Source organism: Anaeromassilibacillus senegalensis (genome assembly GCF_001261775.1).
Taxonomy (GTDB): domain Bacteria; phylum Bacillota; class Clostridia; order Oscillospirales; family Acutalibacteraceae; genus Anaeromassilibacillus; species Anaeromassilibacillus senegalensis.
On sequence record NZ_LN868537.1, the window covers coordinates 190,367 to 202,309 of the forward strand.

Annotated in this window: 11 protein-coding genes and 1 other annotated feature; of the genes, 3 read left to right on the plus strand and 8 right to left on the minus strand. The window is 55.5% G+C overall.

Annotated elements, in window-relative coordinates; translation table 11 throughout:
- Window positions 1-39 precede the first annotated feature (39 nt).
- The 8 genes from trpA to nth form a co-directional block, all read right to left on the minus strand.
- Window positions 40-834 (minus strand): tryptophan synthase subunit alpha, encoded by a 795-nt coding sequence (gene trpA, locus BN2106_RS06525; protein ID WP_050697781.1) that lies wholly within the window; start codon window positions 832-834, stop codon window positions 40-42.
- Window positions 821-2,014, minus strand: a complete 1,194-nt coding sequence (gene trpB, locus BN2106_RS06530; protein WP_050697782.1) for a tryptophan synthase subunit beta — start codon at window positions 2,012-2,014, stop codon at window positions 821-823. The genes trpA and trpB overlap by 14 nt, the downstream gene beginning before the upstream one ends.
- Window positions 2,011-2,655, minus strand: a complete 645-nt coding sequence (locus BN2106_RS06535) for a phosphoribosylanthranilate isomerase (protein WP_050697783.1) — start codon at window positions 2,653-2,655, stop codon at window positions 2,011-2,013. The genes trpB and BN2106_RS06535 overlap by 4 nt, the downstream gene beginning before the upstream one ends.
- Entirely contained in the window at window positions 2,652-3,431 is a 780-nt protein-coding gene (trpC, locus tag BN2106_RS06540; protein WP_050697784.1) for an indole-3-glycerol phosphate synthase TrpC, read from the minus strand. Before trpC ends, BN2106_RS06535 begins: the two co-directional genes overlap by 4 nt.
- Window positions 3,428-5,080, minus strand: a complete 1,653-nt coding sequence (locus BN2106_RS06545) for a bifunctional anthranilate synthase component II/anthranilate phosphoribosyltransferase (protein WP_050697785.1) — start codon at window positions 5,078-5,080, stop codon at window positions 3,428-3,430. The genes trpC and BN2106_RS06545 overlap by 4 nt, the downstream gene beginning before the upstream one ends.
- Before the next feature lie 21 nt (window positions 5,081-5,101).
- Window positions 5,102-6,568: an anthranilate synthase component I gene (gene trpE / locus BN2106_RS06550; protein ID WP_050697786.1), complete on the minus strand. Its 1,467-nt coding sequence runs from the start codon at window positions 6,566-6,568 to the stop codon at window positions 5,102-5,104.
- 61 nt (window positions 6,569-6,629) lie between these two features.
- Window positions 6,630-6,903, minus strand: a binding site (T-box leader).
- A gap of 96 nt (window positions 6,904-6,999) precedes the next feature.
- Window positions 7,000-7,524 (minus strand): cysteine hydrolase family protein, encoded by a 525-nt coding sequence (locus BN2106_RS06555; protein ID WP_050697787.1) that lies wholly within the window; start codon window positions 7,522-7,524, stop codon window positions 7,000-7,002.
- A 16-nt stretch (window positions 7,525-7,540) separates the two neighbouring features.
- Entirely contained in the window at window positions 7,541-8,191 is a 651-nt protein-coding gene (gene nth / locus BN2106_RS06560; protein ID WP_050697788.1) for an endonuclease III, read from the minus strand.
- Window positions 8,192-8,352: 161 nt separating this feature from the next.
- Here nth and BN2106_RS06565 point away from each other — a divergent pair, with 161 nt between their 5' ends.
- The 3 genes from BN2106_RS06565 (at window position 8,353) to BN2106_RS06575 (ending at window position 11,829) form a co-directional block, all read left to right on the plus strand.
- A complete protein-coding gene (locus tag BN2106_RS06565) occupies window positions 8,353-9,003 on the plus strand; it encodes a TraX family protein (RefSeq protein ID WP_050697789.1) in 651 nt (216 codons plus the stop codon).
- A 215-nt stretch (window positions 9,004-9,218) separates the two neighbouring features.
- Window positions 9,219-10,472, plus strand: a complete 1,254-nt coding sequence (locus tag BN2106_RS06570) for a serine hydroxymethyltransferase (protein WP_050697790.1) — start codon at window positions 9,219-9,221, stop codon at window positions 10,470-10,472.
- Between the two features lie 85 nt (window positions 10,473-10,557).
- Window positions 10,558-11,829, plus strand: coding sequence for a replication-associated recombination protein A (locus BN2106_RS06575; RefSeq protein WP_050697791.1), 1,272 nt, complete (start codon window positions 10,558-10,560; stop codon window positions 11,827-11,829).
- The last annotated feature ends 114 nt before the right edge of the window (window positions 11,830-11,943 follow it).

Sequence of the window (11,943 nt, forward strand, 5' to 3'; positions counted from 1 at the left end):
GGGTATCATGGTATCATGGCGGGAAACAAATTGCAAGGGTCAGTTGGCTTCGTCCAGCGCGACGCGCAGGGAAGAGATAAAAGCACCGACCGGCTCTATACATTCTCTGCCGTATTGTGCGACCAGTTTAACGACGGCGCTGCCGACGATGACGCCATTACAGTAAGCGGCCATCTGTTTGGCTTGTTCCGGCCCGGAGATGCCGAACCCGACCGCGCAGGGAACCTTTGTGTGCTGCTTGATCGAACCGAAGAAGGCACTGAAATCCGTCTGGAAGCTGCTGCGTGTGCCGGTGACGCCAGTGGAGGAGACGCAGTACAAAAAGCCCGCTGCATCTCCGGCGATCATGGCAATACGGTCGTGAGAGGTGGGAGCGACCAGACTGATGGAGTGAATGCCGTATTGGTCCGCTACACCTTGGATTTCACCCTTTTCCTCATATGGCATATCGGGAACGATCACGCCGTCCACACCGGATTCCGCGCACAGCTCGAAAAAGAGCTCCGTGCCGAATCCAAAGATGCTGTTCAGATACAGCATCATCAGCAGGGGAACCTGCGTCTTCTCCCGCAACCGTTTGACCAGTGCGAAGACCTCCACCAGCTTTGTGCCGTTTTGCAGTGCACGCACACTGGCCTCCTGAATGACAGGTCCTTCCGCGATGGGATCGGAAAAGGGGATCCCCAATTCGATTAAATCCGCACCGGATGCCTCCAATTGTTCCACCAGCTTTTCCGTTGTATCGAGTCCCGCGTCTCCCGCTGTGATAAAGGGAATCAGTGCTTTGCGGCCCTGTTCCCGGAGCGTTGCAAATTTTGCATCAATCCTGTTCATTGAGAAGTACCCCCCTGTATCTTGCTACCTGATAAACATCCTTATCGCCGCGGCCGGAAAGGCAGATGATCATCGTTTGATCTTTGCGCATGGTTGGCGCGATCTTCCGGGCCAGCGCGACCGCGTGGGCGGACTCGATGGCGGGGATGATGCCTTCCATCCGGGAAAGGTATTCAAAGGCACAGACAGCCTCTTCGTCCGTTACCGCGTAATATTCGCCGCGGCCTGTTTGAGCGAGCCGCGCGTGCTCCGGCCCGATGCCGGGATAGTCCAGCCCGGCGGAAAGGGAGTAGACCGGTGCGATCTGTCCTTCTTCATCCTGCAAAAAGATGGACTTCATGCCGTGGAAAATACCGGCGCGGCCTTTTGTGAGGGTTGCGGCGGTACGTGCTGTTTCTGCCCCTTCTCCAGCGGCCTCCGCACCCAGCAGGCGGACGGAAGCATCCGGAATGAAATCGTAGAACATACCCATGGCGTTGGAACCACCGCCCACACAGGCACAAACGGCGTCTGGCAGTTTGCCCTCGCGTTCCATCAACTGGCGTTTGGCCTCCTCACCGATGATTTTCTGGAAGTCACGAACCATCTGCGGGTAGGGGTGCGGCCCCATAACGGAACCGATTAAGTAATACGTATTTTCAATATTTGTTGCCCAGTCGCGCATGGCTTCGTTGATCGCATCCTTTAAAGTCGCCGTGCCGCTGTGCACGGGGGTCACCTTGGCGCCCAGAAGCTGCATGCGGTATACGTTCAGGGACTGGCGCTCCACGTCCTCCGCGCCCATATAGACTTCGCATTCCATGCCAAAGAGCGCGGCGGCCGTCGCCGTTGCCACGCCGTGCTGGCCCGCACCGGTCTCGGCAATAATGCGCTGTTTGCCCATGCGCTTTGCCAGCAGGATCTGTCCCAGCACGTTGTTGATCTTGTGGGAACCGGTGTGGTTTAAATCCTCCCGCTTAATATAGATTTTTGCGCCGCCCAGATCATTGGTCATCTTTTCAGCAAAATATAGCATGGACGGACGTCCCGCGTAATCCCTGTAATAGGCGGCCAACTCCGCTTGAAATACCGGATCGTCCTTATATCTGGCGTAAGCTGCTTCAAGCTCATGAACGGCGTTCATGACGGTTTCCGGCACATACTGCCCGCCGTATTCGCCGTATCTCCCTGTTGTGTTCATTGGTTCAGTCCCTTTCTGTATTGGTAATCGATCTGCCGAACTTGCTCGACGACCGCTTTGATTTTTTCTTTATCCTTATAACCATTGGTTTCAATGCCGCCGGAGAGGTCCACGCCTTCGGGGTGGACCGTCTCGATCGCTTCTGTTAAGTTATCGATTGTCAATCCGCCTGCAAGAAAAAATGGCGTTTGAGGGCGTGTGGTTTGGATCATTGTCCAGTTTGCCGTTTTTCCCGTGCCGCCGTAGGCGGCGGGGGAAAAGCTGTCCAGCAGGAGCCGGTCAGCGGAAAGGTTATCCGCGCTTTGAAGGCTTTCCGCGTCCGTGACCCGGACCGCTTTCCAGACCGGCAGGTCTGTATGCTGCCGCAGGTCTGTAATATAAGCTTCATCCTCGTCTCCGTGCAATTGGAGCACGTCCAGCCGGACGGTTCGCGCGATGTGCAGCAGGTTTTCCAGCGGCTCGTTCACGAATACTCCAACGGTTTGAATGCCGCGCCGCAATTCCCGCGCAAGCGCGGCGGCCTGCTCTGCTGTGACCTGCCGTTTGCTTTTGGCAAATACAAACCCGATGTAGTCCGGAGGGAACGCATTGACATAGGAGATGTCCTCCGGGCGGCGGATGCCGCAAAGTTTGAGCTTCATACGTCCGCCCTCAACTCTGTAAGAGAAGCGGCGATGTCACCGCTCCGCATGAGCGTTTCTCCAATCAGTACGGCGTTTGCGCCATACCGCCGGACTGCTTTCATATCGGCGTTGCTCCGAATGCCGCTTTCAGAAACGAGCGTCAGTTCCTCCGGTACCATCTGCGCCAGGCACTGCGTGACGGCAAGGTCGACGGTAAAGGTTTTTAAATTGCGATTGTTGATCCCGATGAGGTCGCTTTGCGCGGTCAAGGCTGAAGTAAGCTCCTCTTCGTTGTGGACCTCCGTCAGGCAGTGTAATCCCAAACCATGGGCAATGCCGGCGAATTCCCGAAGCGTTTTTGTATCGAGCAGAGCGGCGATCAGCAGGATAGCATCCGCGCCCATTGCGCGCGCTTCATAAATTTGGTAGGGGTCAATGATAAAATCCTTGCGCAGAATGGGCAGGTTTACTTCCGTGCGAATGGCGCGCAGGTAATCGCTGCTGCCCTGGAAGTAGTGTTCCTCCGTCAAAACGGACAGAGCGTTTGCGCCGTTTGCCTCATAGGCTTTGGCGATTTCCACCGGATGGAAGTCTGCGCAGATCAACCCTTTGGATGGAGAAGCCTTTTTTACTTCTGCAATGACGGAGAGCCGCTCACCACGCAGAGCGGCAGGGAAATCACGGATGGGTTCCGTGCGTCCCAACGCCTGTGCTTTTATGTGTTCCAACGAAAGTGCCGCCTTTTCCCGCTCGAGCTGTAACCGGCGGTTTGCTACAATTTCATCTAAAATCATATGTGTTCCTCTGCTTGCATGTTGTTGGTGAATTCTTTGAGGGCGTTTAACTTGGCGAGCGCCGCGCCGGAATCGATGGACTGCGCGGCCAATGTAATGCCTTGTTCGATGCTCTCCGCGACCTGTGCGGTATACAGCGCGCATCCGGCGTTGAGCAGCACAATGTCGCGGTGCGGGCCGGGCTCGCCGCTCAGGATGGAACGGGTGATGTCCGCGTTCTGCTGCGCGGTGCCGCCCACAACGGCGGATTTGTCCGCCAATGCAAAGCCGTAATCGCGTGGGTCCAATGCGTATTTGATCAGCTTGCCATCTTTGATTTCACAGACCTGTGTGGTGTCGGAAATCGTGATCTCGTCCAGCCCGTCGCTGCCGTGGACTACCATGGCGCCCTTGATGCCAAGGTTCATCAGCACCTTGGCCATGGGCTCCATCAGCTCTTCATCATAGACGCCGAGCAGAATGTATTCCGCCAATGCAGGATTGGAGAGCGGGCCCAAAATATTGAAGACGGAACGCACACCGATTTCACGGCGGGGCGCGGCGGCAAACCGCATGGAACCATGGAACGATTGCGCGAACAGGAAGGAGAGGCCACAGGTTTGCAGGCTGGTTGCCGCTTGCTGCGGGCTCATGGCGATCTTCACACCGAGGGCTTCCAGTACATCCGCCGCGCCGCTTTTGCTGGATACACTGCGGTTTCCGTGCTTGGCGACGTGCGCGCCGGCGCCGGCTGCCACAAAGGCGGAGGTGGTGGAGATATTAAACGTACTGGCCATGTCTCCGCCTGTGCCGACAATGTCGATGGAAGCGGAGCAGCCCGGCATCGCTTCGGCCTTTTGGCGCATCACGCGCGCAAAGCCGGTAATCTCCGGAATGGTTTCCCCCTTCATGCGCAGAGCGGTAACAAAGGAGGCGATTTGTGCGTCGGTTGCGCCGCCGGACATGATGCAGTCCATTGCTTCGATGGCTTCTTCCTCGGTCAGGTCAATGCCCTCAATGGCCTTAAAGATATAGGGCTTGAGGAGATTGCGCTGCGCCGGAGGAATCGAAGCCGCTGTGCGTCCGGTGATGGGCAGTCCCGCGATGCGGTCGCAGAAGTTTTCCAAAATTTTGGAACCGCATTCGGTCAGAATGGATTCCGGATGGAACTGTACGCCATACGTGGGATGTTCCCGGTGTGCCACCGCCATAACCTGGCCCTCTGCATCCTCCGCAATCACCTCCAGGCAGTCCGGCAGGCTTTCGCGTTCCGCGGTCAGGGAGTGGTAGCGGCCCACAACGGCCTTTTCCGGCAGGCCGGAAAACAGCGGGTTTTTCACAGCGAGCGTAATCTCGCTGTCCTTTCCGTGCATCAATGTCTTGGCGTGAACGATTTTTCCGCCAAACGATTGTGCGATGGCCTGGTGGCCCAGGCATACACCCAGGATCGGAATTTTGCCGCTGAAGGCCTGAATGACCGGGACGGAAATCCCCGCCTTGTCCGGATATCCGGGTCCGGGAGAGATCACGATGGCCTGCGGCGCGAGCGATTCAATTTCCTCCAGTGTGATTTCATCGTTGCGGCGGACCAGAATATCCTGATAGAATCTGCCAATATATTGATATAGATTATAGGTGAAAGAATCGTAGTTATCGATCAGTAAAATCATGGTGCTGTCCCTGCCCTTCCGTTATAAATTGCTGGCCTGCTCAATCGCGTTGATGACCGCGCGGGCTTTGTTTTCGCTTTCTTCAAACTCGCGCTCCGGATCGGAATCGGCTACAATGCCGCCGCCCGCCTGTACATAGGCTTTGCCGTCTTTAAACAGAACGGTCCGGATGGCAATACAGGTATCAATGTTGCCGTCAAAGCCGAGATAACCGACGGTTCCGCCGTACAGGCCGCGCTTGTTGGGTTCCAGTTCATCGATGATTTCCATTGCGCGGACTTTCGGCGCGCCGGAAAGCGTTCCGGCGGGAAGGACGGAGAGCAGCGCGTCCAGTGCGGTTTTGTCGTCCCGCAGCATGCCTTTGACGTCGCTGACAATGTGCATAACCTGGGAGTACCGCTCCACTTTCATGAAGCTGGTGACCTCGACAGTGCCGAATTTGGAGACCTTTCCCACGTCGTTGCGGCCCAGATCGACCAGCATGGTGTGTTCGGCGCGCTCCTTGGGGTCTTTGAGCAAATCGCGTTCCAGCTCTTTGTCCTGCGCCTCTGTCAGGCCGCGCTTGGCAGTGCCGGCGATCGGTTTGGTGGTGACGATGCCTTTGGTCACGTTGACCAGCATCTCCGGGGAAGCGCCCACAATGGCGTAATCCTTTAATTTGAAGTAATAGAGGTAGGGAGAGGGGTTGGCGGAACGCAGGCAGCGGTAGACGTCAAACGGGTCCGGCGGATTTTGCACCTCCAGCCGGCGGGAGAGCACCACCTGGAAGATATCGCCGTCCTTGATGTATTCCTGTGCCCTGCGGATGTTATCCATGTGCTGTTCTTTGGTGATGTTGGTTTCCACAACCGGTGCGGCGTGCTTTTGCGGATCGCGGGGAGGCGGGGTGAAGGCCTTCAGATATTGGCCCAGTGCAATCGCCTCTTCCTCACGGGCAGCGTACTGCTGCGCGGCGTCGCCCTCGCGGGAGATATTCTGGATGATGACGGTTTTATTGTACAGGTGATCGAACGCCACCAGCCGGTCGAACAAAAAGAGGTGGCAGTCCGGCAGGTTCAGGTCATCCTTGGGCGGATGCACCAGCTTCTTTTCCATATAGCGGACGGTATCGTAACCGAAATAGCCGACCAGGCCGCCCGTCAGCTTGGGACGGTTGGGAAAGCTGGGGGAGCGGTGGTGGTTCATGATCTCCGTCAGGTAATCAATGGGGTTTTCAATTCTTGTAAGCGTTTCCACGCCCCCTTCTGACAGAGAGGCGGAGCCGTTCTTAATCTTGATTTCTGCTTTCGGCTGAATGCCGATGAAGGAGTAGCGTCCCCACTGCGTGTTATCCACACTTTCCAGAATAAAGCAGTTTTCGCTCCGGTCTTTCAGAGCGTTAAAAATTTGAATGGGGGTAATTGAGTCAGAAAGCACTTCGTAGAATACCGGAACGACGTCGTATTCTTCCAGGAGCTCCTGAACCTCTGTCAAAGCGGGATACAGCATAGTCATTCTCCTTTTCTGTATAATCCATTTTATAATTGCAAACAAAAAGAGCCTACCGTCCGTATGGGACGATAGACTCGTGGTGCCACCCAAATTCCGGAACCAAACAGGTTCCGCTTAATACAGGTACAGGGCAAAATTGCACAGGTACGCAGCAATTCTGCATCAATACCCTTCCCCGTAACGTGGGGGTACGGCGATGGTTACTTGGAAGTCCCTTTCTCCACGCTCCTCACAAACCCATTCGCCTGTATCGGTTGGTCCGGCTTTCCACCAGCTGCCGGCTCTCTGTGCCACCGGGTTACAAGTTACTTACTTTTGCTCTTCGGATTTCTGTGTTTTAAATTTGTCGCTATTATACGCCTGCTCTGCAAAAAATGTCAATAGGTTTTGATAAAAAATTTATCTGTTTACCGGAGTGAAGCAGCAAATCAGCGTTTGATCACACGGATGTGCAGGTTCTCCATCACGTCGAACGCCTTCTCCTGCATGGCTTTGTCGTTGCTGGCGACACAGCCCGCGTCCACAACGATATCTGCTTCCGGCTGCGCGGCCTTGGCAAGCACAGCGTTGGAAATGACGCAGATGTTGCTGACCACACCGACCAGCTCAATGGAATCGTATGTCTTGGATTCCAGGAAATGCAGCAGGTCTGTGCTTCCGAAGGTGTTTTTTTCAAAATAAGGGCAGTACGCGAGCTGATACCGCAGACGGCCGTGCAGCTGCCAGCCCTCTGAACCGCACAGGCAGTGGGGGACGGGAAGCTTTTTCCCCTCCTGGGTTTCGCTGTAATCCTCACCGTGTGTGTCCATGGTATAAACCACGTCGTCTCCGCCGTCCAGATACTGCTGAACCTTGTCATGAATCGCGTCTTCCAGGGCGGCGGCTTCCGGAAAGCCCAGCGCGCCGGTCACAAAATCATTCTGGTAGTCTACAACGATCAAAAGCTTTTTCATTTCGCTGTTTCACTCCTTATCCTGCTTTGTTTTTGAAAGTTTCCTTGGCGTATTTACAGAAATCTGCCATGCAGCACTGTTCACACTTGGCGTTGCGCGCCTCGCACACGGCGCGGCCATGCAAGACCAGCCGGTGGCAGAAATTGTTAGCTTCGTCCATCGGCAGGACTTCCCGCAGCTGCTTTTCTACTTTAAACGGGTCTTTTCCTTCGCTCAATCCCAAACGCCCGCAGATGCGGATGCAGTGGGTGTCCGTTACCACGGCGGGTTTGTGGTAAATGTCGCCCACCACCAGGTTGGCGGTTTTGCGCCCCACGCCGGGAAGCTTGGTCAATTCTTCTACTGTGTCCGGCACGACGCCGTTGTATTCATCCCGCAGTTTTTGGGTCATGGCAAAGATGTCGCGCGCCTTGGTTTTGTATAACCCGCAGGAACGGATGATATTTTCTATATCTTCCACCGGACCTTCGCAGAAGGCGTCCAGCGTGGGAAAGCGCTCAAACAGAGCGGGCGTCACCAGATTGACGCGGGCATCGGTACACTGCGCGGAAAGGCGCGTAGCAATCAAAAGCTGCAATGGATTGGTATACGTCAGAGAACACAAAGCGTCCGCATATTCTTTTTTTAAAGCCTCCACCGCCAAAACGGCGCGCTGTTTTTTAGTCATAAACGTTGAGCCATCTCCTTGTCCCGGCCTGTTTATCCATTTTCATCAGGATTCGACCGTAATTCTATTTTATACGAAAATGAAGAAAAGCACAAGTTGACAAAGCTGGCAATTTTCCATATGATTGGAACCAAGTTAAAAGAAAAAGGAGGCGGTGACGGATGACAGGATTTCAACTGAAGCTTCTGGCAATGCTTACGATGCTGATCGACCATGCCGGGATGATTTTATTCCCAGAACTGACGTGGATGCGCGTGGTGGGAAGACTGGCGTTCCCGTTGTACTGTTTTTTGCTGGCAGAGGGCGCCATATATACGCACGACATAAAACGGTATCTGGGCCGCCTGCTGATGTTTGCCGTTCTCTCGGAAATTCCCTATGATTTGGCCTGTTCGAAAATGCTGTTTGACCCATGGGGACAGAACGTCTTTTATGTGTTGTTCTTCGGCCTTTTGGCGTGCGCCGCTGTACAGCGGTTCCGGGAAAAACCGGCGTTGGCTCTGTTGCTGGTCGGCGCCCTGACCCTTGCGGCGGAGCTGCTTTTCTTCGATTACGGCGGATTCGGTGTGGCGTTGGTTGTGGTGTTCTATCTCTGCAGGGCAAACCGGGTGGGCGGCGCGCTGGCCTTTACAGCATTAAACACGGGGTTTTCTCTGCTGAATGGGATGGGCTTGCAGCTCGCGGCGCCCGCCGCCGCCATTCCGATGCTGCTTTACAACGGGAAAAAGGGGAGAGCGGTCAATAAATGGATCTTTTATGGCTTCTATCCGGTACATCTGCTCTTGCTATTTTTCTTGCGGGCAGCCGCCTGACCAAAGGCCGCTTCGTGCTAAAAATTTGCGGAGAACTTGTCCGTTTCCCGTGCAAAACGGAGATGCCGGATGGAAGGTGTTGCCTTTTAGCAGGAGAAAGGATATAATAAAACCAATACAGGCGGAGCCGCGGAGGCGCACGGAGGCACCGGAATGTCCGTATGGCGCAGGTTGACGGCTGGCGGCCAATTTAAACCAAGGAGAGGAACGAGCAAATGTATAATGAGATGATGGATACAATTGGCTTTGTATCTCAGGCGGATCCCGAAGTCGGCGCGGCGATGCAGGACGAACTCAAGCGCCAGCAGCGCAATCTGGAAATGATTGCATCTGAAAACATGGTTTCCCCGGCGGTTCTGGCGGCGATGGGCAGTGTGCTCACCAATAAGTATGCGGAAGGCTATCCGGCAAAGCGTTACTATGGCGGCTGCGAATATGTGGACGTTGTGGAGAACATTGCACGGGAGCGCGCCTGCAAACTGTTCGGCGCAGATCATGCGAATGTGCAGCCGCATGCGGGCGCACAGGCCAACCTGGCGGTTTACTTTGCGTTGATTAAGCCCGGCGACACCGTCATGGGCATGAATCTGGCAGAAGGCGGCCATCTGACCCACGGTTCCCCGGTCAATCTTTCCGGCAGCTACTATAATTTTGTTTCCTACGGCGTCAGCCCGGAGACCGGCCGCATCGACTATGACAAGCTCTACGAGCAGGCCATGCAGGTCAAGCCGAAGCTGATTGTTGCGGGTGCGAGCGCGTACCCGAGAGTCATCGATTTTACGAAGTTCCGTGAAATCTGCGACGCCTGCGGAGCCCTCTTCATGGTGGATATGGCGCACATTGCCGGCCTCGTGGCGGGCGGAGACCATCCGAACCCGGTGCCCTATGCGGATGTTGTGACCACCACCACGCATAAGACGCTGCGCGGCCCGCGCGGCGGCATGATCCTCTGCAAGGAGGAGTATGCCAAGGCGATCGATAAGGCAATTTTCCCGGGCACACAGGGCGGCCCGCTGATGCATATCATCGCCGGCAAAGCGGTTTGCTTCGGTGAGGCGCTGAAGCCGGAATTTAAAGAATATTCCCACAATATTGTAGCGAACGCGGCGGCTCTGGCTGACGGCCTGCTGAAGCGCGGCGTAAAGCTTGTCAGCGGCGGTACGGATAACCACCTGATGCTGGTGGACCTGAGCGGACAGGAGTTGACCGGCAAAGAGCTGGAGCATCGCCTGGATGACGTGTACATCACCGCGAACAAGAACACGGTTCCGAACGAGCAGCGCAGCCCGTTCACAACCAGCGGCCTGCGTCTTGGCACTGCGGCGATTACCACCCGCGGCCTGAACGCCGCCGATATGGACACCATTGCGGAGTGCATCAATCTGACGATCAACGACTTCGACGCCAGCAAGGAAAAAATCCGCGCGATGGTCAACGGCATCTGTGAGCGCTATCCGCTCTACGCGTAATGTATATAAAACGGAATCATTGATGGAATCAAGCCGCACTGCGCATGAAAATGTTCAGTGCGGCTTTCTGTAAGGAGGAGAAGTTATGCGTCCTTTGGCGGACCGGATACGCCCGCAGGCTTTGGAAGACATCGTGGGCCAGCGCCATCTGCTGGAAGAGGGAAAGCCTCTGCGGCGGATTATTGAGTCGGGAGAAATCCCGAATATGGTCTTTTACGGGCCTTCCGGCATTGGAAAGACCACATTGGCGTCCATTATTGCCAGGCAGACCAATAAAAAGCTGTGCAAGCTGAACGGGACGACCGCCTCCACAGCGGATATCCGCGATGTGGTCGCCGGGTTGGGGACGCTGGACGCGCTCAACGGTGTGCTGCTTTATCTGGATGAGATCCAATATTTTAATAAGAAACAGCAGCAGACGCTGCTGGAATTCATTGAGAACGGTCAGATTACGCTGATTGCCTCCACAACGGAGAACCCGTATTTTTATGTATATAACGCAATTTTGAGCCGTTCCACTGTTTTTGAATTCAAACCGGTGGGGCAGGAAGAGGTGCGCCGCGCGGTGGAGCGCGCCTTCCACCTGCTGGAGGAAGAGCAGCACTGCACCGTTGAGGCAGAGGAGGGTGTGGTGGCGCATATCGCCTCGGCCTGCGGCGGCGATGTGCGTAAGGCGATGAACGCGGCGGAGCTGTGCATGCTTTCCGCACAGGTGGAGGGGCCGGTGCGCCGTATTTCCCTGGAAAGCGCGCAGGAGCTGACCCAGCGCAGCGCGATGAAGTACGATAAAGAAGGCGACGAGCATTACGACATCGTCTCCGCGTATCAGAAGTCCATGCGCGGGTCCGATCCAAACGCGGCGCTGCATTATCTGGCCCGCTTGCTGGAGGCAGGGGATTTGCCCTCTGCCTGCCGCCGGCTGATGGTATGTGCCTGCGAGGACGTGGGATTGGCCTACCCGATGATTATCCCCATCGTCAAAGCCGCGGTGGACGCCGCCCTGCAGGTGGGTCTGCCGGAGGCGCGGATTCCGTTGGCGGACGCCGTAATACTGGTTTGCAACGCGCCGAAGTCCAATACCGCTTATGCCGCGATCGACGCGGCGATCGCGGACGTGCGCGCTGGCCGGGCCGGGCCGATTCCGCGTCAGCTCCAGAACAAGCACTACGACGGAGCAGACAACCCAAACAAAGGACAGTTTTATCAGTATCCGCACGAGTTTCCGGGCCGATGGGTCAGGCAGCAGTATTTGCCGGATACCCTCAAGGATGCGCAGTATTATGTCTACGGGGAAAACAAAACGGAGCAAGCCTATAAAGCCTACTGGGATGCAGTCAAGGGAAGTGGGAATTCTTGACAGAAATATGGAAAGAAAAGGCAGGTTGTATAAGAATCTGCTAAAATAATTTACGAGAAAACGAAAAAATTCTCCTTGTAAGTGCTTGCCCGGCGTGGTAACATTAAAAGTAAT

What these genes read in the sequence shown, in the direction of transcription:
- trpE (WP_050697786.1), bottom strand. Translation starts at nt 6,568, where the DNA reads ATGCTGTATCCCGCTTTGACAGAGGTTCAGGAGCTCCTGGAAGAATAC.
- BN2106_RS06570 (WP_050697790.1), top strand. Translation starts at nt 9,219, where the DNA reads ATGTATAATGAGATGATGGATACAATTGGCTTTGTATCTCAGGCGGAT.
- trpA (WP_050697781.1), bottom strand. Translation starts at nt 834, where the DNA reads ATGAACAGGATTGATGCAAAATTTGCAACGCTCCGGGAACAGGGCCGC.
- trpC (WP_050697784.1), bottom strand. Translation starts at nt 3,431, where the DNA reads ATGATTTTAGATGAAATTGTAGCAAACCGCCGGTTACAGCTCGAGCGG.
- BN2106_RS06575 (WP_050697791.1), top strand. Translation starts at nt 10,558, where the DNA reads ATGCGTCCTTTGGCGGACCGGATACGCCCGCAGGCTTTGGAAGACATC.
- BN2106_RS06555 (WP_050697787.1), bottom strand. Translation starts at nt 7,524, where the DNA reads ATGAAAAAGCTTTTGATCGTTGTAGACTACCAGAATGATTTTGTGACC.
- BN2106_RS06565 (WP_050697789.1), top strand. Translation starts at nt 8,353, where the DNA reads ATGACAGGATTTCAACTGAAGCTTCTGGCAATGCTTACGATGCTGATC.
- trpB (WP_050697782.1), bottom strand. Translation starts at nt 2,014, where the DNA reads ATGAACACAACAGGGAGATACGGCGAATACGGCGGGCAGTATGTGCCG.
- BN2106_RS06535 (WP_050697783.1), bottom strand. Translation starts at nt 2,655, where the DNA reads ATGAAGCTCAAACTTTGCGGCATCCGCCGCCCGGAGGACATCTCCTAT.
- BN2106_RS06545 (WP_050697785.1), bottom strand. Translation starts at nt 5,080, where the DNA reads ATGATTTTACTGATCGATAACTACGATTCTTTCACCTATAATCTATAT.
- nth (WP_050697788.1), bottom strand. Translation starts at nt 8,191, where the DNA reads ATGACTAAAAAACAGCGCGCCGTTTTGGCGGTGGAGGCTTTAAAAAAA.